Raw genomic sequence first — 24,930 nt, forward strand, 5'->3', positions numbered from 1 at the left:
TAACAGGCTAATGGTTACTGGGTTATCCGGTACGACCCGGAGGGGACTACTATCTCAAATCTTGCCCCTTTTCCATATGTTCCGGTCTCTTTTATGGTGATGTTTGTGAGCGATAAAATTTCCCGGACCAGAAACAGACCATGACCGGTGTTCTTTCCATACCCCCTCTCAAATATTCTCTCTTTTTCTTCGGGGAGGATTCCAACTCCGTTATCTTCATAGATGATAGTCAGTGATTTATTTCTCTCTTGTGAAAAGACAGATATTTCAGTTACATGCTCACCATGTCTGATTGAATTGTCGAGTAAATTATAAAAAACCCGCTCCAGCATGGGATCTGAAAACAAGGATATCCCGGAGGTATTATCAGAAAAATGAACCGTATCAGGCACTGATGATATGGGAAGAATTGATGAGAGAGAGAACCAGAGAGGTTTTTGTGATCCGAGATCCTGGTAGACCCGTGAAAATTCAATCTGTGTCTGGATTTTTTTAATCACCTCAGTCATCTTCTGCACATACTCTAATATTGCAGGATTATCAGATTCCATCTCCAAAAGCCGGAGATATCCATAGAAAACAGATATTTTATTCAGAATATCATGCCGTGTTATGCTTGAGAGAAGGTTTAACTGACGATTTGCATTTAAAACCGCCTCTTCGATAATTTTTCGTTCGGTGATATCCTGGTTGGCCCCGTGCGTCTTTACCAGGTTCCCATGTTCATCAAAAACCGCCCTGACCCTGACAGAGATATTACGAACCTCACCATCCCTCCTGATAATCTGGTGCTCAAAATCAGAGATAAAATCAGGATCAGAGGCCTCTAACGTCCTGCGGGCCTCCTCAAGTAATTTTTGAATGTCAGATGGATAAACAAATTCACGGGTATACCTTTCAGCAGTCATTTCATACCCGCCCTCTCTCTCTGCCGTAGTTCCATACATTGCATAAAACCGGTCATTCAGGGTAAAAAGCTGTGATGCAATGTCATACTCCCAGCTTACAAGATTTGCCATCTCCATCGTTTCGGCAAGTCTTTTTTCGTTTTCTATGAGAACCCGTTCAATTTGTGACCGCTCAATGTCTGCTCCGGCTTTTCCTGCAATGATATCAATGATCTCCTGAACCGAAATCCCCGGATTTATTGGACTGTATGAGAGGATACACAAAACTCCAATGATATCACCCTCCGAATTTTTCAGCGGTGCTCCGATATACCCCCTGAAATCCCGGTTTATTATCGCCCTAATCTCAGGATAGACTTCTGTGACATTGTCAGGATAAAATGCAAAACCTTCACTAATGGTATCGACACATGGAGTGCCCTCAAGCCGGAATGTAAAATTATCAATCTTCTTCCCTTCAAAAATCATCGAAAGGGCTTTTACATACTTTCTATCCGGGGAAAGCTCACCAATCATGACACAATCGGCAAAAAGCCATGTACTGATACTTGACACAATCCGATCCAGAGATTTGATACCTGTCGCTCCGACCAGACCGGTGACCATAGCATTTATGGCCGATTCTGCAGCCTTCTCTTCGGTGATGTCACGAATAATCGAGAGCATCGTAGGTACCTGATTGAGATCAAACAGAGAGACACTGATGTCAATTATCTTTTCCTGGTTGTCAGGTGCGATATAGTGTGTCTGAAACGCAGCATGTCCGGTTTTTGTGATCTTCCGCATCATTGCCGGAGCCCGGGCTTTCATCTCCGGAGTATCAAGATCGATGAGTCTTTTGTTTTTCAACTCTTCATCAGACATCCCAAGAATTTTTAAGGCAGATTCATTTGCATCATAAAATGTTCCCGGACCATGAGAGGTAAGTTCGTTCATCATAATCCCTTCATGGGCATTTTTCATAATTAAACGATATCGCTCCTCTCTCTCCCGCATTGCAGCCTCATTCTGCTTTTCCTTTGTAATATCTTCAACGGATGAGAGGATCTGGGGCATCCCCTGGATCATGATAATACTGGAAGAGAACCTGCAGGTTTTTATTTCTCCGTCCTTTGTTCGACATTTCAGTTCCCTTCCCCGGACATGGTAATTCTCCCGGATATCTTTTGAGAATTCTGCAAATTCTGATTCATTTACAAAAATATTCAGTTCAGAAGGGGATTTTCCTATCACTTCTTCGCGGTTGTACCCGGAGTTCTGGAGAAATGCATCGTTCACATCGGTGAAAAATCCGGTACCAGCGGACACAAGCGTTAAGGGGATTGGATTTCCTTTAAACAAGGTCACAAATTTCTCTTCAGAAATACGGAGCTGTTGTTCTATCAGTTTATTCTGAGTGATATCCCGCATCGAAATTTGGGTTCCGGAAACGATACCATCCCGAATTATCGGAATTGCATACAGATTGACAAATATTCCGGTCCCGTCCTTTTTAAAGATTTGAAGCTCCTCATTTTCGGTGGGAACAGCACCGGTAATCTTTTGGATAATATCTTCGCAATTGGGGAGGTCATTCGAAAAAACCGGTGCACAAGCTGAATCAACAGATCTTCCAATCAGTTCTTCGGGAGTATAACCGATAATAGTCTTTGCAGATGGTGAGACATACGAAATATTCCGCTCTTTATCCAGGATGATGATAAGATCCGGAGACCGTTCTGCCATTCCACGGAACCGTTCTTCATTATCCCGAAGAGCTTCTGCCATATTTTTCTCCTCGGTAATATCCTGCGAAATTGCACCAAACCGGTATCCTTTATCGGTTTTCATGAGAAAAACCGTCTTTCGGGTGATCAATCGTCTCCCATCAATACTGATGGCGTTAAATATCCTCGGGCCTTTGAAACCTGCTACTCCAGTCGTTAATGCACTCTTAAAAGATTTTGTAATATGGTTCAGGGTATTTTCATCCTTATCTTCAGGTGGAATCAGTTGAATCATAAGATCCCAGGCGGTCATCCCGATAGCGTCCTCTTTTCTAATTCCAAAGATTCTTTCAGAAGCAGGATTCCACTCGATTACTATCCCATCTTCATCAATGAGTGAGACTGCCTCACTTGTCGCTTCAAAAAAGGAACGAAGTCGCGTTTCACTCTCGTGGAGTGCACGTATATGCTGCATCCGTTCGGTTACGTCACTGGTAACCCCACGAAATCCGGTAATGACCCCGGAGGAATTAATCAGGGGATATGACCTGCAGTTAAGAATTTTATAACTTCCATCTTTATGCACCGCCGGAACATCAAAGGTTGCAAGGCCGGGTTTTCGGTTACTTACATTGTTAAAATAGTTCTGAAGTAATTGTTGTCCGTCCGGGTGAAGAATGGAAAAGAATGAACTCCCGACCAGTTCATCCGAACTATACCCGACAATATCCTCACATCTCGGACTTACATAGGAGAATACTCCGGTAAGGTCAATTTCCCAGATATAGGGAGCGACATAATATTTTATTAATAATGACTCCCCAATATATTCATATGCGGCGATTGAAAGTGGTAAATGCTGAAACAATGGCTATCATAATACAATCAGAAATTATGACAAATGACGAATCACGTTATAATCATCGTTTACATGGAGTATTACTTGTTTCAAAGGGATATTCTTGTTTAGAAACTGCAAAAATTTTGGGTCATACGGTAAAAACCATTGAGAATTGGGTAAATCAATTTAATGAGGATAGTTTTCAAGGTTTAAGAGATGAAAAAAGAACGGGAAGGCCTTCTTCTCTCTCAAACCAACAATTAGAAGAAATCAAGCAAATTTTAAGAAAAGACCCAATATCACTTGATTATGAACAAAATCTCTGGGACGGGAAACTGCTTAGTTATCACATTGAAAAAACGTATGGAATAATGATTAGTGTTCGCCAATGTCAAAGACTGTTCCATAAATTAGAGTATCGTCAGGTGAAACCCCGACCAATCAGTTCAAAATCAGATCCAAAAAAACAGGAGAGTTTTAAAAAAAACTAAAACGTAAATTCCAAAGCGGAAAATATGAAATTTGGAGTTCAGATGAATGCCATTTTCAACAAAATGGCACTCGATGTAAAATGTGGATTCCAAATGATATTAAAAATCCTGTTGTGAAACAAGAACCAACGAGAAAAAAAGTCAGTGTTTTTGGATCAGTCAATGTTTCTGATGGTAGGTTAGTGTATTCTTTGCAACAAATTTTCAATGCAAAAACCTTTTTAGATCATTTAAATCAAATTCTCGAATATAAACCACCAAGAAAAAAAATTTTGTTGATTCTAGATAATGCAAGATATCACCATGCAAAAATTTTACTTCCCTGGCTTGAAAGTAATAAGCGAAGTATAGAACTTCTTTTTTTACCCCCATATAGTCCTGAGCTGAATCCGATTGAACATGTGTGGAAACGAGAGCGCTACATAGGGACGCACAATCGGTTTTTTCCTACTATTACTGCCCTAAAAGAATGTGTGACCGATGTATTTGATAGATGGGCTGAGCCAAATATTGAATTACGTTCTCTATGCGCAATTAATTATGTCGTTTAGTATAGCATCAGGGGTGGTTTCAACAAGTGCACGAAACTTGCCCTCACTCTCCTGTAAGGCTTCTTTGGTCCTTACCAGTTCGTTAAACTGCTGCAGTTGTTCAGTTTCAGCCCGCCTTCGCCGCACCGCCTGTTTTATCTTATGAGCCAGTTCAACAAATTGTGCCTTTGGTTCTCCACCCTTTTGAATGTAAAAATCTGCTCCGTTATTAATGGCTTCAATGGCGATCTCTTCACGGCCTCTTCCGGTAAAAAGAAGGAAGGGAATATCACCATATTTCTCCCTGATGACTTTTAAAAATGCAATGCCATCCATGTCCGGCATCTGGTAATCTGATACAATAGCATCATAAGAGCCGATATGAGGAGAGTTTATCGCCTCATGAACTGAGGCTATCGTCTCAACGGTAAATCCACCAATCCGCTCCAGGAAGAGTTTTCCAATAAAGAGAAGGTCAGGTTCATCATCTACGTAGAGAAGAGAGATATTATCTGTGTGATTTGTTTGTGATTGAGTATTTATATCTGCCACATCCGGAGTGAGCATAGGTTATTTTTCTCCATTCTTGTCTCCGGCCAATTGTCCGGAGAAATATTTAGACATAGTGATTGGAAGAGCAGTCTATTAACCCTTTTGAGAGAGAATTATCCCCATAGTTTATATATATACAAAGGTAAGGTCCAATATTTTTAATTTTCATCCGTGAGATCCGGGGGTTAACAGACTTATCCGGCTTTGCTTTTGGTGATTACGATAAGACCTGACGTCACTGAACCGACTCATATCCTGATGAAAGGGAAATTTTATCGGTGTTATGGAAAGTTTTGATGAATTCTCAATACCTATATCTGTTTATTGTGAGAAGCTCTATAAATGCTTGATCTGACATCACTCAAAAAGGCAATATCTTCTATGAATAATGCAATTTTGGTCTGTCAGTATAAAGATAATGCCTGGAATGAGCAGAATAATGTCAGAGAAGTAATCGAGGCCGGAGTTATTCAGAATTTTGAGTTCACGTATGAACTTTCATACAAATTTATGGTCCGGTGGATCTCACTTAATATCTCCCCGGAGGCAGCATCACCCCTGACAAAACGGGATATCTTCAGAACTGCAGCACGAAAAGAACTGATTTTAGATCCAACACTCTGGTTTACATTTACCGATGCCAGGAATATCACTTTTCATACCTATGATAGAAAAAAGGCTGAACAAGTCCTTCTCCTGGCCCCTGCTTTGCTTGAAGAAGCATCATATTTATATTCGGTTCTGGAGAGACAGAATGCTGAGCCTTGAACCGATATATCTCGAGGAGATCCTGACCATCCTGAAGTCTCATCTGAAAAATTGTGACATTTTTGCATTTGGTTCACGGGTTTCAGGCACATATCAGAAGTTTTCAGATCTTGATATAGTGATCAAAGGGACGGACGAGATTTCTCCGGAAGTAATTAACTCCTTAAAGGAGGCATTTTCCCTTTCTTCGATACCGATATCTGTGGATATCGTTGATTATCATGCCGTTTCTGATCAATTCAAATCGGTCCTTGATAATTCTGAAAAAACCCTCCTGATAAGGCTTTAAAATTCCGGATATCAACCCCTCATTTACTTCATCCGAAAAATTCACCTCTGTAATCGAGGTTGAGGCTTCGTGAAATTACCACAGGTTTCCTCACAAATTTTGATAAAAAAATATACGAATAGGATATTAAAACCAGAACGGATATATTTTCATCCAAAGGTCACCTATGGACATCAATTCATCCATACTCTTATCATCTTAAGGGTGAATACTCCTCCACGAAAACCCCGGACCTGACTGGAAATCCATACCAAATGATGTAAGATAATCAAGAATCCGGCAGTCTGATCTCAAAATCCGATGAATGATCTCCCGATCCGGAGTTTATGGAGGTATCATGATAAACACGATGGTTCCTGATAACCTGCCGGTCCCGGCTCTCCGGTTTTTAATCTTTACAATCCTGATTCTCTCCTGCTTCATTTCATCAGCATTCGCTGTATCCCCTGAAACGCTGATTGCTGCCCTTCCAACTGCATCGGATATAACACCCGGGCTTGACATGAAAAATCCACCCGGAATTACTTCACAATCCGATGATCCCAACTATTTGTAACCAATTATGTTACCGGAAAAGGGTGGTATGAAATCCGGTCCTATGGTTCTTTTGGAAAGATTAAGGATGACTCCGTTGTAGAACGGATGGTCATGGAGCGATTTGAGGCCAGGTATCATGAGGAAGAACTGGTTGATCTTCAGGCATTTTATCTTGCAAACGAGGATCTTTTCATTAAAAGCTTCATGTGGGAATACCGTGATAAACTTGACCTTCTGGCTCGTACGTGCCAGGACCTGGTAGAAGGAAAAATCGTCTCCAAAGTGACATATACACCAAAGCGGTGGGATATCCTCCCTCCGGAACTGAAAGAATGATTATTAGATAATAAATTATCCTTTTGAAGATCAGAAATGCATAACCAGTTTGAGTGACAATCTAAACAAGAGGAAGAATGGAAACGGTAATTTCGGAAGACAAGGATTTAATTGTTCCCAGAGAAATATGGAGAGAGGCTGATTTTTCTCCAGGTGACCATGTTATGATATCAGTAGTGGATGGGAAAATAGTCATAATTCCTGAAAAAAATACCATTGTGGCAAAATTTAAGGCTCTAGCCGAAAAGGTTCAAATTAATGATTATCAATCTGATGAACAATACGATTTAGAATTACAGGAACGATTGGATCTTTAAAGCATGTATTATATCGATGCAAATGTCTTCATATACGCTGCAATAGATAACTCCGATAAAGGGAGATGGTCTCGTGATGTTCTTCAAAGAGTTGAAAATAATAATATTAAGGCGATTACATCATATCTGACCTGGGATGAATTTACCTATGCTCTTTTAAAGAGGATTAACCGGGCTGTTGCAGAAGAATATTCTTCCTTTCTCTTTGAATTACATGATTTGTCATTTATCCCGGTTGATGAAAAGATAATAAAATCAGCCGGATATTTCTTCTCTCATTACAAATTAAAACCTCGTGATGCCATTCACATTGCAACAGCGATGAGTTTTGATGTGAAATATATGATATCAGAAGATTCAGATTTTGAATCGATTCCATTGATAAAAAGAATGTGGATGAACGATACATGGTTTTAAGAATGTTCACCAGATAGACCATAGTTTTATCTGTCCGGAGAAAAAGCCCTGTCTTTCAACCACGGCGGGATTTTTTTACCCCTTAAAATTACCAAACATTGGTAATAATTACCCCCTATTTTAGCCAAAGTATTTATACCCATATCATCAATATCAAAAGACACGTGTTTCGAACGATAACCTCTCATCTGGTATCCTGGAAAAAAACCCACCGGACTCCTCTTTTAATCAGGGGTGCAAGACAGGTAGGAAAAAGTTTTAGTGTTGAGGAATTTGGCAAAACCGAATTTGATAAAGTGATTTCTCTAAATTTTGATTTAAATCCGGGTTTAATCAAAATATTTGACTCAAGAGATCCCGATTCCATAATCACCCAGATAGAACTCTTATTTCGGGTGAGAATCACAAAGAATTCACTCCTATTTCTGGATGAAATACAGGAATGCCCAAATGCGATAACTTCCCTTCGGTACTTTAAAGAATTACGCCCGGATCTTTTTGTAATAGGAGCTGGTTCACTCCTTGAATTTGCATTTACCGAAGGTATCCGGATGCCGGTTGGAAGAATCCAGTTTTTAAATATGTTTCCTCTTTCCTTTTATGAATTCATGAAGGCAATGGGCGAAGACAATCTCATATCTTACCTCAATACCATTTCATATTCCGATTCTATCCCTCCGGCAGTTCATGAACAGCTCCTCGTGCTTCTCCGGACATTTGTTATTCTTGGAGGAATGCCTGAAGTCATCGTTTCATATATTGAGACAAAAAGTATACTGGAGGCTTCCTATGTTCAGGATTCACTTATAGAAACATATAAACGTGATTTTAGTAAATATGCCAAATCATCAGAATTAATTCATCTCCAGACCGTTTTTTCTGCTATCCCCCGGATGGTATCAGAACAGATAAAATACGTAAATATTGACCGGGAATCAAGATCCCGAGAGTTAAAGACGGCATTACACCTCCTGACCCTTGCCCGGGTGATAACTCCGGTCTTTAGTACTGATGCATCAGGACTTCCCCTTCGGGCGAAACTTTCAAACCGTCAGAAGTTTATTTTTCTGGATATCGGACTTATGCAGCATCTTTGTGGATTAAATGCGGAAATTTTAAGCCAGAAAGAGATGATGCAGATAAATAAAGGAAATTTAGCAGAACAGTTTATCGGCCAGGAATTATTGGCACTCGAAGATCCCTATATCAGTTCAGAACTCTATTTCTGGGCACGAGATAAACAAGGTAGTTCGAGTGAAATAGACTTCTGCATTGCCAGAAAAGGAAGAATATATCCGGTAGAAGTAAAATCGGGAACGACAGGAAGATTGCGTTCGCTTCGAATATTCATAGAGGAGAAAAAACCACCATTCGGAATTCGGTTCTGGGAAGGAGAACTCTCTTTTCATGATGATATTTTATCAATACCGCTCTATATGGCCGGGGAGTCAGGTCGGCTTATCGATGAAGTGTTTGAGGCAGAAAAAAATCATCTCTGATCTGAATTCTCCCTAAATCCCGGGTTATTTAATGATATCTCCGTCATGGTACCGTCATCAGCAGGAATATAAAAAAGACAGGATTATCTCCTGTTTTATCTCCGGACCAGATTATCTATCACCTCCACCTCCCCGGATTCATCAGCCCGGAGATAACAGAATACATCCTGTGCACTCCGGATATGCCGGATATAGAGGTATAAGGTGCCAATCCCGTTTATGACAGAAACCAGAATTGAGATATACCCGATTATACTATCAACACTCATTTATCCTCCGAAACGTATCCCCTCGGTCAGATTGAGGTTGCCGATAGCATCACTGTCATGAGTTATCGTCCGGTTCAAATCCCGTGACTCTGCCCTTACCAGTATGATACCTGACCCGTTTACCATGGTAACGGCATCATTTCCCGGAATAAGATCCCTGGTCGATACATACTGTCCGGACTTCATCAGTCCCGTATACCAGATCTTCGAATCAGAGGGAGTGTTGCTCTCCGGAAGGCTGAATACACAGAGGTTTTGCTCTCCTGCTATGCCGGAATTTTGGGTGGTATACTCATCCATTCCGATTGGCCCGGAAGACCGGGCATTGGTGCTTGTCCGGACCTCTCCATTGTCTTTTACCTCAAGGTTCCGGAATAATGCTGCGATATCGGTGGTAAAGAGATGTGCTGCATAGGTCTGACCCTGGCTGATAACCGACGAAGAGACCCATGATGCCCCGTCACAAACAATACTGGACGATATCGAATCCTGAGCGGCAAATCCGGTTACCAGCAGACAAAAAATGCCCGTGAGGGCATATATCCGATTCATTTCTCACTTCCCGGAAAAAAGAAAAGAGAAGGAATCAGGCCAGAGCAGGAACAGTGTCGGCCCAGGTTTCTATGGCGGTCAGGATGCTGTCTGATTCGAAACTGGAGATACTCACCCGGTCACGTTTGAAGGCGACGTTATAGAGTTCTCCGGTTTCGGTGTGACATTTCAGGGTGACTGAAAAACTGTCCTCCGAACTGTCATGAGATGCAGTCCCGCCCATTGCACTTGCCATTGCGGTATTGGCAAGCACGGTTGAAACGAGGGTGTCAAATGCTCCGGATGTTCCGGCCCGTATGGTTACATACCCGACCTGTTTTCCTTCCGTGTTCTCGTATACCACCTTTCCGGTGTAATACTCGGAACTCTTCTGGACTGCCGAAAGGGTCTCTCCTCCGGAGGTATAGGGTGTGCAGTTCCATGGATTGTCGGTGATAATGCCACTGACGATGGTGTTCATTGCTTCCTTACTTGCAAACGGGCTGGCGAGAACCCGTTCTGCACTTTTTACGGTTGATTTAGTTACAAAATCTGCCATGTTCGATGTTTCCCCTGTCACAGGTGTGACATACAGTATTGGACGAGAGTATATATGTCCAGGAAAACGAATGGCAATCGGGAGGAGGAGAGGACAGGGTTTAGGGAACCGCTGGGTTTGATGAGCGATGGATAGAGAAATTGTGAGGTCCTTTGATGCTCAATAATATATGTCGCTTTCCGGTATCCGGGGATTTCAGATGTAAAAGACGGTGAAAAAGTATCTGATTTGACATAATGAAAGATAAGATCATCTGAACCAGGGCAAATTGAGATCCCGATAATTTCTCAAAGAAAAAAACAAAACCTGAAATGATCCAATCAAACACATTAATTTATGTGATTGGAAAATAATGATATTATTATCCGGATATACTCCAAACCAAAATTTATTGAGATTATCAGAGGTGAATAATGGGAGCAATAACAGTGAAAGCGATTTATGATGGTTCATCATTCAAAGTACATGAACCACTTGATCTGGAGCCAAATACTGAATATCTCTTAACAGTGGAAAAAAAATCCTCTGAAAAACCAGTTCATACAATAGAATTTTTAATACAAAATGCAGGAACAATTTCTGGTCCTTCAGACTTTTCTGAAGAACATGATCATTATCTCTATGGAACACCCAAAAAGAGTAGAAATACAGAATGAAATCGGTGTTTATTGATACTTCCTTTGTGATTGCAATGTTTACACCGGAGGATAAATATCATCAAAAAGCATTAGCGATATCTCACGATCTTTTTCAGTATCAACAAATATGGATTACTGATGCTGTTCTCTATGAAATAGGAAACAGTTTTTCGAAATCAAAAAAGACACCTGTTGCAGAGTTCATTCGAGATTGCTATAAAACTGAACAGATACAAAATAAGTTTGTTCAGGAAGAACAGAATAAAATGCCATGTGGGGATTAATTCACATGAGTTTATGTAACCATGCATAGCCAGGGGGTAAAAATTGAGGATTATTTTATTCCCTTATCCTTTCATTTTATTCAGGATTTTGCCCTTTAGCCGGATAATATCCCGGTTATTCTGATTCAATGCCAACCCCGTGTTCACTGACTTCAGTGCATCAGAAAACCGTGACAGTTCATAGAGGATATCAGCCCGGACCTTCCAGACCTCTTCATCATCAGGTTTCAGGGTGATTATCTGATCAAATAATTCGAGAGATTTTTCATATTTTCCTTCCGAGATCAACAGATCAGCAAGTCTCATAAACATTTCCGGATCTTCCAATCCGAGTTCTATTGAACGGAAATATGCCTCGGTTGCTTTCTCTGATTCACCCGTCATCTCGTAGCAATACCCAAGGTTATCCCAGATTGCAGGTTCTTCCGGAATTAATTCAATCGTCTTTAAATAAGCTTTAATTGCCTCTTTCTGATTGTCCCGGCAACTTTCTATCCATCCTAAATCCCACCAGACGTCCTCATTATCAGGTAACTCACCAGATAAAAACTCAAAAATTTCATATGCATTCTCATACTCTTCCAGAAGACCAAGAACATATCCTTTATGGATAAGAGCATCATAATTTTTCGGGTTTTTTTCGAGAACACCTTCAATTATCTCCAGGGAATCCTCATACTCCTCTTGTTCTTCAAGAACGGATGCCAATGAGAGGAGGAGATCTTCATTATCAGGAGCAATCTCTAATCCTTTCCGGTATGCCTCTTCTGCCTCCTGAAAAAGTTCGAGGTCTTCATATATTTTTCCAAGAAGTTTCCATCCATTCTTCTCATTCGGATGAGTTTTCGCATACCATTGTGCGGCAATCAGTGCCTGATCAGGGAGTCGATTATTGGAAAGAGTGTGAGCCATATCATAGAGTAAAGGGGATTTTTCTGAAAATGCATCTTCTGATTCGAAAATTGCCTTCGCTTCATCATACCTTGTCAGGGTCATTAAAACCTGACATTGAAGCACACGATACGTCCAGGGAAGAGTTATTTTCATCTCCGCTTTTTTCAGCGAATCTAATGCTTTTTCGAAATCTCCCTCCCGAAAATATGCCATTCCAAGAAAACAATAAAAAAATGCGTTGTGAGGGTACTGCTTCGCTCCAGAAGAGAGGATCTCTATTGCCTTTTTATTCTCTCCGGTCTGAAGTTCAATAAACCCTCTATAATATAGTCCTCCTTCCTGATTTCTCTCCTCCTTCGTGAGGGATGAAAGAAGTTCTTTAGCATCCTCAAATTTTCCATTCCTGACAAGCATCTCAATTCGTTCAATACACCTGATTTTTGAGGTTTTGATAAGATGAATTAACCTATCCTCACAGACTTTGGCTTCGTCACATCTCCCCAGATGACGAAGACAGATATTCCTCTGCTCAAGAATTTTTATATTATTGGGATCCTTTTCAAGAAACGTGTTAATACGAACCAGGAGATCAGATGGTTCGAGCGTATGGCTCAGGGCTTCAAGGTATGAAGGTATATTCCGGCCGCTATTCCCTTTTAAACCTGAAGCCTTCTCAAATGCTAAAGCCGCATCCGTATACTGACCGGTATTAAGAAAGGCAACCCCAAGTCCATTCCAGGCATATGATGAATCCGATTTATGTTTCAGGTAGGTATTCAGGCTCTCGATACCGTTTTGATAATCTTTTCCTTCTAATTGCGATAATCCCAGATACAGATACGCATCATACTCTGTAGGGTTAATCCGGAGTGCTTTCCTGCAGGATTCGGCTGCTTCAGAAAAAAGGCCACATCTGAGCTGAATACATCCCTGAAGAGTAAGAATAAATGGATCGTTTGGAGCAAGATTGTATGCCTGATTGATAAGTTTCAATGCTTCCTGATTTCTGTCCTGAGAGTGGAGATTTATGGCTTTTTGCAGAAGATCTCCAATTTTCTTTCTCGGTGAATTTTTTATGAGTGGCATTTTCCCAAACCATTTAAATCAATACCCTTATCCTTTAACCATTTCTCTATTCACTATAAAGCCTGGTGGAATTCAATAGTATTACTGATGAAAAGGCATATGACTGGGAAAAAGAAAGAATATACCATAGACAGGGACTGTATGATTAAGAAATTCCGGGTAGGTACTGACGATTTTAAAAAATTATGTGACGAAGGGGGATATTTTGTTGATAAAACTCTCTTTATCAAAGAGATAATTGATGGAAACGAAGTAACCCTCATTCCACGCCCCCGGCGTTTTGGTAAGACCCTCAATATGACGATGATGCGGTACTTCTTTGAACGATCAGAGGAGAGCCGTGCCTACCTTTTTGATTCGTGTGCTATTGCTGATTACCCTGAATATATGAAGCATCAGGGACAATATCCTGTTATTTTTATTAGCTTAAAGGATCTTAAAAGAGATTCGTATGATCACTTTATCAAGGCAACAAAAGCTGAGATTGGGAGATTATACAGAGAATTTTTACCAATTAGTGAATCCTTACCTGAAGCGATCAGGGACCGGTATCTTCGTATTTGTAAGGAGGAATCACCAGAACATGAACTTTATAACAGCCTGAAAGAACTTATCTCTCACTGCTACCACTTTTACAAAAAGCCGGTCATCGTCCTTATAGACGAGTATGACTCCCCCATGATAGAAGCCTTTTCCAAGGGATATTACAATGAAATGACGGATTTCATGCGATCATGGCTTGGAGCAGGATTAAAACCGGAGCAGGGCCAGGTTCTCTACCGTGCTGTCATCACCGGAATTCTTCGAATTGCCAAAGAGTCCATCTTTTCTGATCTCAACAATCTGGATGTCGCAAGCCCGCTTATGATCGGCCCCTATGCAGATAAATTCGGGTTTACCGAGCAGGAGGTTTCCCGTATTCTGACCGCTTTTGAGGTCGAAGGCCATGCAGACATCATCCGGGACTGGTTTGATGGATATTCGTTTGGTGGTCACATAATATACAACCCCTGGTCTCTTATCAGTTATATTCAGGCAATTCCAAACCCTCCGTCTCCGAAATGGCTGAATACTTCTTCGAACGCCCTCGTATATGAGGAACTTACATCAGGGGGGCTTTTGATAAAACGGGATCTTGAGTTGTTGCTTTCCGGGGAGGAACTTAGATATCCTCTCTCTGAGAATATTACCTTTGGAGATATCGGAAAAAATCCGGTAAATATCTGGAGTTTACTCTATTATTCTGGTTACCTGAAGGCAGATGACCCAAAATTTGCAGAATATGATCCAAATCTTCTAACGTATGCCCTTTCTATTCCAAATCGGGAGATTTTTCTTGCATACCGGCAGTTTGTGAATCGGTTATATGAAACTGGAACTATTAGTGCCGGGATTAAAGATTTTATCTCTTTTTTTCTCGAGAATAAGACCCCTTCTGTCCTCGAGCAGACGCTTTCCGATCTGATCCTGGGCCTTGTGAGTGTGTATGATGTGGCAAAACTCCCTGAGGCTGTCTTTCATGCTTTCGTTCTTGGGCTGCTCGCAAATCTTCGGAATGTATATGAAATTCGATCCAATGTCGAAGCGGGATATGGCAGGGCCGACATCCTCATGATCCCGAAGACCGGATCATATTCAATCGGGTACATTATCGAATTTAAGAGTGTAAAAAAGGAGGGAGACGGAGTGAAAGCAGCATCTGATGGTTTGGCCCAGATACGGGAGAAGGAGTATATGGCTGCTTTGCTCCATGCAGGGGTACCCATGGAGAAGATAGTAAAACTTGCCGTTACGTTGCAGGGAAAGAAGGTAACGGTGAAAAAAGAGTAAACTCATTTTACTTTTTATTCGAAACCAGGATCATTCCTGCCAATCATCGTGCCCTAACGGTGCCTCGTTCAGTTCATTCCGGTACATCTGCCACCGGGGCATATGCCGGGTAAGAATTTCACGAAACCGATCATTATGTTTTTTTCTTATTTGTTGGGCCATCTCATGAAGGGATCATACCGTGTTAAATCGATATCTATCCGGTTACTTGGTTAACAAGAGGTGAATATGTTTAAAGATACCCTTGACAGACTGTGTCATCAGTGATTTTTCACTTCACTCAATCGGAGTGATTCTGGTAAGAAAGGGGCGAAAGGAATTTTTCAAAGCATTTGTCAAACAACACCCTCTATAATGCAGGATAGTAGTTCTTACCCAGGACAGGTAATAATAATACATCAAACGCAAATCTAGTATACTAAGTCCCATGAATATGATTGAAGTGATTATTGGAGAAAATGGAGAGATAATTATTCCCGATAAGATGAGAAGAAACCTGGATCTTTTTCCCGGAAAAAAAATTTTTCTCTATGAGCAGGATGATTCTATACATATTATTCCATCAGAAAGAAAGGCCTCCAGTAAATTTTCTCAGTTTGCACATCAACATAATCGGATATTAAACATTGATTCTGATAGTGATTATGATGAAATGCTCCATGAGAGAGTCGGATAAATTATGTATTACCTTGATTCCAACATGGTCATTTATGCATCAGGTGACTCTGGAGTAAAAGGTGAATGGTGTAGATCGGTAATTTCCATGATTGAAAATGGATCGGTATCTGCATGCACCTCATATCTTACCTTTGATGAATACTTCTATAAAATCAAAAAAGAGTTTTCTCATGAAGATGCGGTAAAATTGTCTGAAATATTTCTATATTGCTAACCTGAAATTTATTCCGGTTGATGAAAAAGTAATAATATCAGCACATCAACTCCTTACAGAATTCCGTATAAATCCCAGGGATGCACTGCATGCTGCAACAGCCTTTCTTGCAGGATGCAGGCATCTGATTTCCGAAGATAATGATTTTAACCGGTTTTCATTCATTACTAAAAAATGGATGGAGTTATAACTTTAAAATTTTCTAGTTAGAACGTTAAAATAATCGAGAGTTGGAATAGATGTTATACGCATCAAGGAGTATCTCGGTTGGAATTCCTTTCTCTTTTAACCTGCTCTGGATGAAGGGTTCGTACTCTTTTCTGATGTTTTTGCAGAGGTTTTGTTTCTCCCGGTCTTTATCTGTGTCGTGTGCAAGTCCATGCGGGTCTAAAAAGACTACCTGTTGGTGGCCCTCCCGTATCATCCAGAAGATGTAAGTCCGGATAAAAGTCAAGCGGTTTCGAAGAGTCCGACTCCCAGCCGTGCATAGCTTTGGAGGAGGAAGCATTCATACCCGGAGTACCGGTCTTTTCAGATGTTAAGTATCCGGAAAGGTCCCGGACAAACTGTTCTTCTCCCTCGTTTATTCCAAGAGGTTGTATGGTGAGGATCTCATTTTTCCGGTCCAGGCGGCAAGGAGCGGCTGGTAAAGGTGGCGGTCCCAATATACGTTTCTGATGGATGGGTTATTGAGAGCACCGAATATCTCTGACTTTTTGATATGGAGCCATATCTTTTCAGATATAGTAAGTTGTCGATAAGATGCCCGTTATTTTTTTTCAAAGAGAAAGGCCGTCTTCTTTACAACTGATGACCTTTGCCTGGAATAATGAGAAGAACCTCTTATGCTTCAATTATGTGTGATAATTCTGATATGTCATAGTATGAGGTCGATTTATTTTATCTGATTACCGGGAGATCTATTATCACTATAGAGAAGAAATATTCATGTTATACCTTACTTTCTGAATTCATTAAACAGGCAGATACTCAATGGATGTACTTAGGGAAATCAATATTATGCTTCCGGATCTAAAAAGAAGATTTGGAATATCGCGTATTGGTGTTTTTGGCTCACAGATTACCGGTAATGCATCTCCGGGAAGTGATATTGATATCCTTGTCACCTTTGAGGAAGGAAAAGAGACCTTCGATAATTATATGGATCTAAAATTTTTTCTGGAAGATAAGTTTGGAAATAGGGTTGATCTTGTCATTGAGGATAGTATAAAATCCAGATTGAAAGACAGAATTATTAAGGAAACGGTTTTTGCATGAGGGACTGGATATTATTATTAAAAGAACCTCTGATGATACAATTATATGTGATAATCCAGTTACTTGGTTAACAAGAGGTGAATATGTCTGAAGATACCCTTGCCCAGATCCATCAAAACGGTCATAGTATTATTTCGTGAACTTGGGCCAGTTGATGCAGTGAGATTTTTACATCTCTATGATAGAGGTCATGGGGATTACACTAAAGAGAGATCCGAATGGTTAGTTAAGGATCCGGATGTGTTTCTTTCAAACTTTTTAGAGTGGAAAGAAAAAAGAAAAGAAACATCAAATCAACTCTGATTTTCATTCAGTCATTTTTTTACTTGAACAATCTTACGACATCTGAACTATCGGAAGTCCCTCAAATATCTCCCGGATATACCCGGAATTTTTCTGATACACCACATGGCTCTTCTTAGGCATTCCCCGGAATGTTTCGTTCACCCTCTTTTGGTCCGTGAACTGAAACGACAGATCCATAGCCTCTATTATGAACGCTCCGGTCTCTCGATAGATAAGAATGCCTTTTCTGCCATGGCTCACGATAAAGCCGAAAAGATTTCACCGTATTGAATATTAGAAATCCCTATATCTATGAGTTTCTTGGTCTCAAACCCCAGGAGGTGATGGGAGAGTCTCATCTTGAGGATCATCTCCTTGACAAACTTTAGGAGTTTCTTCTTGAAATGGGTCATGGATTCTGGTTAGAAGGGAGGCTGAAACGAATCCTGATTGGGGATAGTCATTATTTCGTTGATATGGTGTTTTATCACCGGTAATGATACTCAAGAACCTTGGAGTCTAATAATATGTCCACTCCCTCTAATTTGCTTATCTCCATACCCTACTAAAAACTCCGCTCAGGATCCATTTAGTATTATTTTGGGATCTGTTGCTCAATTAGTTTTTCACAAATTTCCTTAATATCGCTGTCCAAATATTTCACTGCATATGATGATGCGAGAAGTACATCTGGAATATATTGATCATATTTTTCATGGACTAAATCTCCAATTTTTTGAGATATTTCAATTAGAGAGGGCATATTTTCAGGTAAATCAGAATAAAAATCAATGATATCCTCCAAATCCGAACTGGAAAATTTTAACGCCATATCATAATTATTTGTATAATCTATATCAAATCCCTTTGATATAAACCCAATTTTTGCAATTGTACGGTTTTTCGCTGTACCTGTCCAGGTAAACCAATAAACATCCTTTCCATCAACTACATAATTTTTAGATGCCAACTTTGCATCATGAGCTGTTGTACGGGCCATTTGAAGCATTTCTTGGGCTTTTTTATCCAAATAAGGAATTTTTTTGTCAGAGAGGAGAATTTCTTTCATTTTTTCAACAATTTTTGGATGAATATCAGGTAATTCTGCTCCAAAAAATTTTGGGACTTTAGCCCCAAGAGATGGAGTAACCAATATTTCCTTTTTTTTGTAATCAATATTGATGATTTCCCATCTTTTTCCTGCCAATATTAAATATTTCCTTCCTTCTAAGCCAGGAGTATGGGCAATACTGCCAATTCTTCTTCCCTGATTTATGACATCCATGTCAGAAGAGGTCTGAAATACAGCATAAAAATCAATTTTTTTTACAATCTCTTCTCCTTTCAATCCAAGAATAATGAGATTATCAGGAGTCTGTTCAATGAGATCAGCATTTTTCATTGTTCGGATGATAGAAATATAATCATCTTTAAGGATAGAGGGGAATGCACCATTTTTGACTAATATTTTATAAAGATCGAGGAGATTTATTCCTCCTTTTTCTTTTATGACACTCAAAATCTGTTGCACAAAAGTTGAGTAATATTGATAATGAGCATGAGGAGGTTCATACCATTTTTCTAGCATTAATTCTGACATTGCTATTGCTCGGATTAAATTAGGGAATAATCGAGAAATAAGATCATCTGACTTTTTTTCGGTGATGAACATTATCATCTCTGAACTTTCTCCTTCTCCTCTACCACTACGTCCCAATCGTTGAACCAGTGAATTAACAGACCAAGGTGTTCCCACTTGACCAATTCGAGCGAGATTACCCACATCTATTCCCATCTCAAGGGTACTTGAAGTAAAACATGAAGTCAATGAATTAGATTTTAATTCTGATTCTGCATCTTCACGTTCGGATTTAGAGAGAGAACCATGATGAATCATAAAAAAGTCAGGAGAGCCGTTCTTCTCAAGATGGTGATGAACTAAATCTGTCATCAATTCTAAATTTTCTTTAGAATTGATAAAAATCAGGGACGATTGTCCATTAAAAAACAATATTATATCATTAATTATTTTATGAATAAAATTGTTATCATCGTCTTCATTTGGTTTTGTACTGATAGTACTCTTTTCTTGAAAATATCCTTTAATTAAATATCGGATGTTCCGACCACTTTCAGAATCATCGATGATATCCACAGATTCAGGATTTGTCGGCATCAACCATTTTTTAACAAGATCTGTATCACCAAAAGTGGCGGAAAGTCCAATAATTCTAATAGGAGATTTCCTAAATTGTGCTATTCTGGATAATAAACTACGAAGGTGGGCCCCTCTCTCTACCCCAATAAAAGAATGCATCTCATCAATAACGATATAGGACAATCCAGAAAAAAGAAGTGAAAGATCATCAGAGTGGTTAATAAATAAAGATTCTATTGATTCTGGTGTAATGAGAAGAACACCAGATGGGTTCTTAAGGAACTTTTTCTTTTTATCTGACGAAACATCCCCATGCCATTTAAACACAGGAATACCGGATAGATCACAGAGATGTTCCAACCTTTGAAATTGATCATTGATAAGAGCTTTTAATGGACCGACATATAACGTTCCGATTCCACTATTCTGGTTATCAATAATTTTGGATAATATAGGGAGAAATGCTGCTTCAGTTTTCCCAGCTGCAGTGTTTGCAGAAATTACTAAGTGATTAGTAGAGTTGTAAATTGCATAAATTGCATCTCTCTGAATTGGACGAAGAATTTTCCAATTCATCTGGTTTAATTTCTGTTGAATTGTCGGATGTAATAATGAGTAGGCAGGTGGAATCATTTTATCGGAAAAACTGAATTATAATTTCATAGAAACCAATTCATCTTCATCATCATCTTTTAAAAGTAATTCTGAAGAATCAGTCTCATCTTGCTTTGGATTTGATTCTTTTGGCAACATATTCAATATTTCCTGCCAGGATTCTTGAGAATTTTGTTCAATAACAGAAAGAAATCCTACAAATTTTTTTACACTGTCACCTGGTGTCATATAAAACTCGGAACCAAGTGTTTTAGCACAATAATTCATAAAAGCGGTAATTCCCTCATTGGGGATCAGGTATTTTTCGGAATCACCAAAAGCATACACATTACGAATATTATGAAATAGGACATAGGTGTCTTCTGGTGTCAGATTTTCAAGATGGATTACTGGTCCTGAATAATCTTTCCTTCCATGTTGTGCAAACTCATTTTCTGAAAGTCTTCGAGCTAATGCTTCATAACTCATTAATCCTCGTCTTTTATCTGATAGGAATTCATCAATTCCGGCAAACATAAATCCGATATTTTTCACATTTCCCTGAAGTGAATCATTAAGAATCCTCAGTATCATCTCATAATTGGCATTTCGAGCTTGAGAACTATTTAGGCGATGTGAAAGCACTCCCATTTCATCGATATTTATTAGAATACCCTGATAACCTGCCATTCGAACGAAAGAGCCCCATAATTTTAAATAATCATATATTGTTGAATCGTTGATTATCGTCCTTACTCCCAAATCATGATATGCCTCTGTTTTTGTAGAATATTCTCCACTCAACCATCGAATACTGGAACTTTGAAGGACTTCATTTTGTGAATTATATCCTTCATAATATTTTGCAACAACTGTAGCGAAATCATACCCGGAGACAAGATCCTGAAGAGGTTTTAATTTGTGATATATAGATTTAGTAACTTCAATATGGTCTTTTCCTTCTTCTCTTATAGTAAAATCCAAATCAGAAATCCATTTTTCTACAATACTGACCATTGCTCCACCTTCTGGTTTTGCTTTGGTTGACATATTGTGCATAAGTTCAGCGTATAGTTGCCGGGCCTGGCCATTAGATGCATGAAGTCGTCTATCAGGAGTAATATCTGCTTGAGTCACAACTAATTTCTGTTCTAAAGCAACGGTTCTACTTAAATTCAGAAAAAAACTTTTCCCGGAACCATATCGACCAATGATAAATCTAATTGTGGCACAATCATCTTTGATTTTTGCGATGTCCGAAAGAACTGCTTGAATTTCATCGGTTCTCCCTACCTGAATATGATGTAGGCCGATCCGTGGAACAACTCCGGCATTAAGTGATTGAATAATTGCGGTTCGTTCTCGTGGTTTGATTGATATAGTCATATTATGTCCTCCAAAATTTTTGCTCTGATATCAAAATTTAATGAAATTTCTTCTTCATCTGTATTTTCAAAAAGATAGTCCCCGTAATTCTCATCAGACCAGGTATTTATCTCTTCAATTGTAGCATCCAACATAAATCGATTATTTCTGCAAATATTCTGTAATTCCATTTTAGACAGTGAACTAGGTTTCGTCACATCTTTTAAGAATGGAATATATTTTGGATGAAGTCCATGATTATTGATATTGGAAGAATTATCAAGTGTTTTAGGAGAGTCAATTTCAATATTGTTTGATAAATCACTGTCATTATTAGATAGATTAGAACCATCTTCAATATTGTTTTCTTCTGAAGTAAGCGAATCGTGTAGAATTTTTTGGACTTTAAGCGTTTTATTTAATTTATCATCTACTAATTCTAGATTTAAGACAAAAGAGGGTTCAATAGGTGCTGGTTGTCCTATGACCTCTCCTTCTCTCATAGATAAAGAGCGAGAAATTTGTATAGGTTGTTCAGATGAGGATTTAGGTAAATCAAATGGGAATAATGTTTGAATATCATCCTTCCCAAGACCCATATATTTAAAAATCTTATTTAATGACTTATATTCATTCGGCTCAAGATATCCATCTGCAGAAGCCATATCCCGAAGATACTCTGCTACGATTATTCTATTATTCTCATTCAGATGTTCCTTTAATCGTGTACCCAACCTTTCTAGTGAAGGAGGGCTTGTATTGAGAATCTTTTGATATAGTTTAAGACAATCGACATCTAATTGAGTTAGTTCAGAGGATCCAAAAATGAACCGTTCAAGATGGTCTTGTTCTTCTAATGATATTTTTCCATCCACGAGAGCAATACTCATTCCTAGTTCGAGAATAAAAGCAGTCGATGGATAGGCTTCCGATGTAAATATACTTTTATCAGGTAATGGATACATTACGACATTATCGTCCCATCGATATGGTGTTCCTGTAATACGAGGGTCTGGAATGAGGATATATCCGATTTCTCGAGCAATATTGAACAATTGCCTGCTTTGAGTTGGTGTAAGGCGATCTCTTTTTTCAATTTGGTTTAATGTTGCTAGAGAACTGATTGAAACATATGTTGCTTCTCCATCATAATTAGATGAAGTAAATATTAGATCCCATTTTGATTTATCTGGGTGATCAATCTCCTTTTTTAAAATATCAGGTAGTGATTGATATGCCTGTGCTGTTAATTCCTGTTCTCCCTTTCCTATCTTTCGGGAAGCATTATTTAGTTCTTCAATTGATTCACTCCAAATTATGAATATTTTCTTAAATTGACTCTTTTTTCCGAGAGGATTAGTTATCTCAACACTTTCTAATTCTCTATCTGAGGAGTAACTTTGATAATAAGGGAGTAATGAAGGGCTTGCGGGTCGATATTTCATTAAATAATTTCTTGCTGATGGTTTGAGTATCAATCCATTAGGATATTGCGATTTGAATTTTATTTCAAATAATCTTTTGAATTGAGGGGATAACTTTTGAGTAATTATTGATTTAGGAGTGTCCTGAATTGTATTTGCGAGAGAATACGCTATCTCCCAATCGATTGGTTTACTATTTTCTGTATACCATGCAAGTAAAACAAGAACTTGATCATGTGATAAATCAAGGAGGTTAGGGAAAAATTGAGTAAAATTCTCCTCATTTATGCTAGAAAGATTTTTTGCTGAAATGTATGCAATAAACGATGTTAGATACGAGTTAAAAGATCCGGAAAAAGTATATCTCTTAAGTAATGAATTAACTTCCTGAATAATTATTGGGATATCCTTATTTTCAATAATTGCTCGATATTCTAATCCATAAAAAAACAAAAATGCATAACCAATATCTGATAATTCCGCAGATCTTCCACTTGAGAGCCAAAGAAGATAATTTGCTCTCTGATCATTACTGATATTTAAAAAGCGAGGCCAGTATCCTAAAGAACCTTTAGCTTCACTTTTTGGTGTTCCAATTTGAAGATTCAAATTGATGCATGAAGCTTCTGTGTTTTCAGAAGGATTACTAGTCCAGTAGATTAGAGGATTTAGAATAAGATAATTGTGTATTTGAATTTCCTTTAAATCGCCTGCCCAAGTGAGCACATCGGATTTGAGAGAGGGGGTTTCTTTGGTAGTAATGGTTTTGTTTATTTGAGGGGAATAATTTGTTTCAGAATAAGTAGTTTTTTTTACTGAAGGAGTTTTTGGACGCAATAAACTGGCACGATCATTAGATAAATTAACTTTATAATAAATGGAATCGCGAAAATCTCTCCTGGGTCTTCCAATAAAATTGTCAGACGAATGGATACTATCGTTTGTCTGACTATTGTTATTAGAAACATTAATGGGCCCTTCAAAAAATTTTTCAACAGGTTTGATTAACAAATCATTATGAAGATTGTATCTAGTTATCTCATTATTTTCAAATCCTGATCCTCTTTGAACCACCTCTTTAGGTTTTATTTGTGTTTCTGTATGAATAATATTTAGAGAATTGGGTTTATTAGGTGTCTCAAGAACCTTTGGTTTAGCATCATTTTTCTCAGGGATTGCTGTTATGGTTTTATGGGGATTGATTTCTTCATTTACAAATCTGTTTCTATATATGATATAGTAAGGAACGAAAATAACCCATAAAAATATTGTTAATATCCCGAAAACTATAGGATTTGGTCCAATATTGTTGTTTTCTTCCCTGATTTTTATTGCATCAAAAAATATTATTCCTGCTTGACACAGAATTAAAAGAAAAAACAATCCATAATTTATTAATAACGATATAAAACTAACCAGGAATAATATTGCTAGAACAGTTCCACAATCAGATTTTTTCCCAATACATGACCATCCCTTTAATTCATCCGACAAAATATCATCTCAATATGTATATTGAACATTTAGAGTGAATATCCTTTAAATCATTCTTTTTGAGTTGATAATAATATACCCTCTTTGATACCTGAAAAAAATTAATTGTTCAAATTTAAATCAAAAATATCAAGGTAGAGAACCACGCATTCTGAATT

Annotated in this window: 27 protein-coding genes and 1 pseudogene; 15 read left to right on the top strand and 13 right to left on the bottom strand. The window is 38.6% G+C overall.

Going from position 1 to position 24,930, the window contains the following annotated elements; genetic code table 11:
• Nucleotides 1-14: 14 nt before the first annotated feature.
• On the bottom strand, nt 15-3,482 hold the full coding sequence (locus tag DLD82_RS11110; protein ID WP_109941196.1) for a PAS domain S-box protein: 3,468 nt from the start codon (nt 3,480-3,482) through the stop codon (nt 15-17).
• Between DLD82_RS11110 and DLD82_RS11115 the strand changes: the two genes are divergently transcribed.
• Complete coding sequence (locus DLD82_RS11115) at nt 3,464-3,946, top strand: helix-turn-helix domain-containing protein (protein ID WP_181391388.1); 483 nt, start codon at nt 3,464-3,466, stop codon at nt 3,944-3,946. The genes DLD82_RS11110 and DLD82_RS11115 overlap by 19 nt on opposite strands.
• A gap of 23 nt (nt 3,947-3,969) precedes the next feature.
• A pseudogene (locus DLD82_RS11120) lies at nt 3,970-4,497 on the top strand (IS630 family transposase); the annotation flags it as partial.
• Here the strand turns inward: DLD82_RS11120 and DLD82_RS11125 are convergent.
• The gene (locus tag DLD82_RS11125) at nt 4,471-5,043 is read right to left on the bottom strand and encodes a response regulator (protein WP_109941199.1); all 573 of its coding nucleotides are present in this window, start codon (nt 5,041-5,043) and stop codon (nt 4,471-4,473) included. The pseudogene DLD82_RS11120 and the gene DLD82_RS11125 overlap by 27 nt on opposite strands.
• A gap of 327 nt (nt 5,044-5,370) precedes the next feature.
• Between DLD82_RS11125 and DLD82_RS11130 the strand changes: the two genes are divergently transcribed.
• Nucleotides 5,371-5,796 (top strand): HI0074 family nucleotidyltransferase substrate-binding subunit, encoded by a 426-nt coding sequence (locus tag DLD82_RS11130; RefSeq protein ID WP_109941200.1) that lies wholly within the window; start codon nt 5,371-5,373, stop codon nt 5,794-5,796.
• Entirely contained in the window at nt 5,783-6,085 is a 303-nt protein-coding gene (locus DLD82_RS11135) for a nucleotidyltransferase family protein (RefSeq protein WP_109941201.1), read from the top strand. The genes DLD82_RS11130 and DLD82_RS11135 overlap by 14 nt, the downstream gene beginning before the upstream one ends.
• Before the next feature lie 324 nt (nt 6,086-6,409).
• Here DLD82_RS11135 and DLD82_RS18255 read toward each other — a convergent pair whose 3' ends face one another.
• Nucleotides 6,410-6,589, bottom strand: coding sequence for a hypothetical protein (locus DLD82_RS18255; RefSeq protein WP_146199766.1), 180 nt, complete (start codon nt 6,587-6,589; stop codon nt 6,410-6,412).
• A gap of 144 nt (nt 6,590-6,733) precedes the next feature.
• Here DLD82_RS18255 and DLD82_RS11145 point away from each other — a divergent pair, with 144 nt between their 5' ends.
• From DLD82_RS11145 to DLD82_RS11160, 4 genes are all read left to right on the top strand, one after another.
• Nucleotides 6,734-6,958, top strand: a complete 225-nt coding sequence (locus tag DLD82_RS11145) for a hypothetical protein (RefSeq protein ID WP_146199767.1) — start codon at nt 6,734-6,736, stop codon at nt 6,956-6,958.
• A gap of 77 nt (nt 6,959-7,035) precedes the next feature.
• Nucleotides 7,036-7,275, top strand: a complete 240-nt coding sequence (locus DLD82_RS11150; RefSeq protein WP_109941204.1) for a hypothetical protein — start codon at nt 7,036-7,038, stop codon at nt 7,273-7,275.
• Between the two features lie 3 nt (nt 7,276-7,278).
• Nucleotides 7,279-7,692 (top strand): type II toxin-antitoxin system VapC family toxin, encoded by a 414-nt coding sequence (locus tag DLD82_RS11155; protein ID WP_109941205.1) that lies wholly within the window; start codon nt 7,279-7,281, stop codon nt 7,690-7,692.
• 164 nt (nt 7,693-7,856) lie between these two features.
• On the top strand, nt 7,857-9,191 hold the full coding sequence (locus tag DLD82_RS11160) for an ATP-binding protein (protein WP_181391389.1): 1,335 nt from the start codon (nt 7,857-7,859) through the stop codon (nt 9,189-9,191).
• 95 nt (nt 9,192-9,286) lie between these two features.
• Here DLD82_RS11160 and DLD82_RS18630 read toward each other — a convergent pair whose 3' ends face one another.
• From DLD82_RS18630 to DLD82_RS11170, 3 genes are read right to left on the bottom strand one after another with little or no spacing between them, the layout of a single operon-like run.
• A complete protein-coding gene (locus DLD82_RS18630; RefSeq protein ID WP_181391390.1) occupies nt 9,287-9,460 on the bottom strand; it encodes a hypothetical protein in 174 nt (57 codons plus the stop codon).
• Nucleotides 9,461-10,012 carry a hypothetical protein gene (locus DLD82_RS11165; RefSeq protein ID WP_109941207.1) on the bottom strand — a complete coding sequence of 184 codons (552 nt, stop codon included), beginning with the start codon at nt 10,010-10,012 and terminating at the stop codon, nt 9,461-9,463.
• Between the two features lie 34 nt (nt 10,013-10,046).
• Nucleotides 10,047-10,550: a hypothetical protein gene (locus DLD82_RS11170; protein ID WP_109941208.1), complete on the bottom strand. Its 504-nt coding sequence runs from the start codon at nt 10,548-10,550 to the stop codon at nt 10,047-10,049.
• A gap of 413 nt (nt 10,551-10,963) precedes the next feature.
• On the opposite strand from DLD82_RS11170, the gene DLD82_RS11180 reads away from it, so the two are divergent.
• Both DLD82_RS11180 and DLD82_RS11185 read left to right on the top strand, forming a co-directional pair.
• Nucleotides 10,964-11,206, top strand: coding sequence for a hypothetical protein (locus DLD82_RS11180; RefSeq protein ID WP_109941210.1), 243 nt, complete (start codon nt 10,964-10,966; stop codon nt 11,204-11,206).
• Nucleotides 11,203-11,472, top strand: coding sequence for a type II toxin-antitoxin system VapC family toxin (locus DLD82_RS11185; protein ID WP_109941211.1), 270 nt, complete (start codon nt 11,203-11,205; stop codon nt 11,470-11,472). The genes DLD82_RS11180 and DLD82_RS11185 overlap by 4 nt, the downstream gene beginning before the upstream one ends.
• Before the next feature lie 63 nt (nt 11,473-11,535).
• Here the strand turns inward: DLD82_RS11185 and DLD82_RS11190 are convergent, their stop codons facing one another.
• On the bottom strand, nt 11,536-13,452 hold the full coding sequence (locus DLD82_RS11190; RefSeq protein WP_109941212.1) for a tetratricopeptide repeat protein: 1,917 nt from the start codon (nt 13,450-13,452) through the stop codon (nt 11,536-11,538).
• A gap of 99 nt (nt 13,453-13,551) precedes the next feature.
• Here DLD82_RS11190 and DLD82_RS11195 point away from each other — a divergent pair, with 99 nt between their 5' ends.
• On the top strand, nt 13,552-15,282 hold the full coding sequence (locus DLD82_RS11195) for an ATP-binding protein (protein ID WP_245920422.1): 1,731 nt from the start codon (nt 13,552-13,554) through the stop codon (nt 15,280-15,282).
• 30 nt (nt 15,283-15,312) lie between these two features.
• Here DLD82_RS11195 and DLD82_RS11200 read toward each other — a convergent pair whose 3' ends face one another.
• On the bottom strand, nt 15,313-15,444 hold the full coding sequence (locus DLD82_RS11200; RefSeq protein ID WP_109941214.1) for a DUF45 domain-containing protein: 132 nt from the start codon (nt 15,442-15,444) through the stop codon (nt 15,313-15,315).
• 271 nt (nt 15,445-15,715) lie between these two features.
• On the opposite strand from DLD82_RS11200, the gene DLD82_RS11205 reads away from it, so the two are divergent.
• Nucleotides 15,716-15,958, top strand: a complete 243-nt coding sequence (locus tag DLD82_RS11205; protein ID WP_109941215.1) for a hypothetical protein — start codon at nt 15,716-15,718, stop codon at nt 15,956-15,958.
• Between the two features lie 226 nt (nt 15,959-16,184).
• Nucleotides 16,185-16,364, top strand: coding sequence for a type II toxin-antitoxin system VapC family toxin (locus tag DLD82_RS19585; RefSeq protein WP_369333093.1), 180 nt, complete (start codon nt 16,185-16,187; stop codon nt 16,362-16,364).
• A gap of 24 nt (nt 16,365-16,388) precedes the next feature.
• On the opposite strand, the gene DLD82_RS11220 is transcribed toward DLD82_RS19585, so the two are convergent.
• Nucleotides 16,389-16,682 carry a hypothetical protein gene (locus DLD82_RS11220; protein WP_146199768.1) on the bottom strand — a complete coding sequence of 98 codons (294 nt, stop codon included), beginning with the start codon at nt 16,680-16,682 and terminating at the stop codon, nt 16,389-16,391.
• Nucleotides 16,683-17,194: 512 nt separating this feature from the next.
• Between DLD82_RS11220 and DLD82_RS11225 the strand changes: the two genes are divergently transcribed.
• Entirely contained in the window at nt 17,195-17,452 is a 258-nt protein-coding gene (locus tag DLD82_RS11225) for a nucleotidyltransferase family protein (RefSeq protein WP_245920423.1), read from the top strand.
• A gap of 336 nt (nt 17,453-17,788) precedes the next feature.
• Here the strand turns inward: DLD82_RS11225 and DLD82_RS18950 are convergent, their stop codons facing one another.
• On the bottom strand, nt 17,789-17,998 hold the full coding sequence (locus DLD82_RS18950) for a hypothetical protein (RefSeq protein ID WP_219968361.1): 210 nt from the start codon (nt 17,996-17,998) through the stop codon (nt 17,789-17,791).
• A gap of 143 nt (nt 17,999-18,141) precedes the next feature.
• Here DLD82_RS18950 and DLD82_RS19450 point away from each other — a divergent pair, with 143 nt between their 5' ends.
• Nucleotides 18,142-18,234 carry a hypothetical protein gene (locus DLD82_RS19450; RefSeq protein WP_342764572.1) on the top strand — a complete coding sequence of 31 codons (93 nt, stop codon included), beginning with the start codon at nt 18,142-18,144 and terminating at the stop codon, nt 18,232-18,234.
• A gap of 98 nt (nt 18,235-18,332) precedes the next feature.
• Here DLD82_RS19450 and DLD82_RS11240 read toward each other — a convergent pair whose 3' ends face one another.
• The 3 genes from DLD82_RS11240 to DLD82_RS11250 are packed head-to-tail and all read right to left on the bottom strand — an operon-like array spanning nt 18,333 to nt 24,772.
• Entirely contained in the window at nt 18,333-20,528 is a 2,196-nt protein-coding gene (locus DLD82_RS11240; RefSeq protein WP_245920424.1) for a DEAD/DEAH box helicase, read from the bottom strand.
• 18 nt (nt 20,529-20,546) lie between these two features.
• Nucleotides 20,547-21,875, bottom strand: coding sequence for an ATP-binding protein (locus DLD82_RS11245; RefSeq protein ID WP_109941220.1), 1,329 nt, complete (start codon nt 21,873-21,875; stop codon nt 20,547-20,549).
• On the bottom strand, nt 21,872-24,772 hold the full coding sequence (locus DLD82_RS11250) for a tellurite resistance TerB family protein (protein WP_109941221.1): 2,901 nt from the start codon (nt 24,770-24,772) through the stop codon (nt 21,872-21,874). Before DLD82_RS11250 ends, DLD82_RS11245 begins: the two co-directional genes overlap by 4 nt.
• Nucleotides 24,773-24,930 lie beyond the last annotated feature (158 nt).

The organism is Methanospirillum stamsii (assembly GCF_003173335.1).
In the GTDB taxonomy this organism is placed as follows: domain Archaea; phylum Halobacteriota; class Methanomicrobia; order Methanomicrobiales; family Methanospirillaceae; genus Methanospirillum; species Methanospirillum stamsii.

What these genes read in the sequence shown, in the direction of transcription:
- DLD82_RS11145 (WP_146199767.1), top strand. Translation starts at nt 6,734, where the DNA reads ATGGAGCGATTTGAGGCCAGGTATCATGAGGAAGAACTGGTTGATCTT.
- DLD82_RS19450 (WP_342764572.1), top strand. Translation starts at nt 18,142, where the DNA reads ATGGGTCATGGATTCTGGTTAGAAGGGAGGCTGAAACGAATCCTGATT.
- DLD82_RS11195 (WP_245920422.1), top strand. Translation starts at nt 13,552, where the DNA reads ATGACTGGGAAAAAGAAAGAATATACCATAGACAGGGACTGTATGATT.
- DLD82_RS11150 (WP_109941204.1), top strand. Translation starts at nt 7,036, where the DNA reads ATGGAAACGGTAATTTCGGAAGACAAGGATTTAATTGTTCCCAGAGAA.
- DLD82_RS11245 (WP_109941220.1), bottom strand. Translation starts at nt 21,875, where the DNA reads ATGACTATATCAATCAAACCACGAGAACGAACCGCAATTATTCAATCA.
- DLD82_RS11205 (WP_109941215.1), top strand. Translation starts at nt 15,716, where the DNA reads ATGATTGAAGTGATTATTGGAGAAAATGGAGAGATAATTATTCCCGAT.
- DLD82_RS11180 (WP_109941210.1), top strand. Translation starts at nt 10,964, where the DNA reads ATGGGAGCAATAACAGTGAAAGCGATTTATGATGGTTCATCATTCAAA.
- DLD82_RS11125 (WP_109941199.1), bottom strand. Translation starts at nt 5,043, where the DNA reads ATGCTCACTCCGGATGTGGCAGATATAAATACTCAATCACAAACAAAT.
- DLD82_RS11170 (WP_109941208.1), bottom strand. Translation starts at nt 10,550, where the DNA reads ATGGCAGATTTTGTAACTAAATCAACCGTAAAAAGTGCAGAACGGGTT.
- DLD82_RS11220 (WP_146199768.1), bottom strand. Translation starts at nt 16,682, where the DNA reads ATGCTTCCTCCTCCAAAGCTATGCACGGCTGGGAGTCGGACTCTTCGA.
- DLD82_RS11135 (WP_109941201.1), top strand. Translation starts at nt 5,783, where the DNA reads ATGCTGAGCCTTGAACCGATATATCTCGAGGAGATCCTGACCATCCTG.
- DLD82_RS18630 (WP_181391390.1), bottom strand. Translation starts at nt 9,460, where the DNA reads ATGAGTGTTGATAGTATAATCGGGTATATCTCAATTCTGGTTTCTGTC.
- DLD82_RS11225 (WP_245920423.1), top strand. Translation starts at nt 17,195, where the DNA reads ATGCTTCCGGATCTAAAAAGAAGATTTGGAATATCGCGTATTGGTGTT.
- DLD82_RS11190 (WP_109941212.1), bottom strand. Translation starts at nt 13,452, where the DNA reads ATGCCACTCATAAAAAATTCACCGAGAAAGAAAATTGGAGATCTTCTG.
- DLD82_RS11200 (WP_109941214.1), bottom strand. Translation starts at nt 15,444, where the DNA reads ATGGCCCAACAAATAAGAAAAAAACATAATGATCGGTTTCGTGAAATT.
- DLD82_RS11155 (WP_109941205.1), top strand. Translation starts at nt 7,279, where the DNA reads ATGTATTATATCGATGCAAATGTCTTCATATACGCTGCAATAGATAAC.
- DLD82_RS11165 (WP_109941207.1), bottom strand. Translation starts at nt 10,012, where the DNA reads ATGAATCGGATATATGCCCTCACGGGCATTTTTTGTCTGCTGGTAACC.
- DLD82_RS11130 (WP_109941200.1), top strand. Translation starts at nt 5,371, where the DNA reads ATGCTTGATCTGACATCACTCAAAAAGGCAATATCTTCTATGAATAAT.
- DLD82_RS11240 (WP_245920424.1), bottom strand. Translation starts at nt 20,528, where the DNA reads ATGATTCCACCTGCCTACTCATTATTACATCCGACAATTCAACAGAAA.
- DLD82_RS11185 (WP_109941211.1), top strand. Translation starts at nt 11,203, where the DNA reads ATGAAATCGGTGTTTATTGATACTTCCTTTGTGATTGCAATGTTTACA.
- DLD82_RS18255 (WP_146199766.1), bottom strand. Translation starts at nt 6,589, where the DNA reads ATGTCAAGCCCGGGTGTTATATCCGATGCAGTTGGAAGGGCAGCAATC.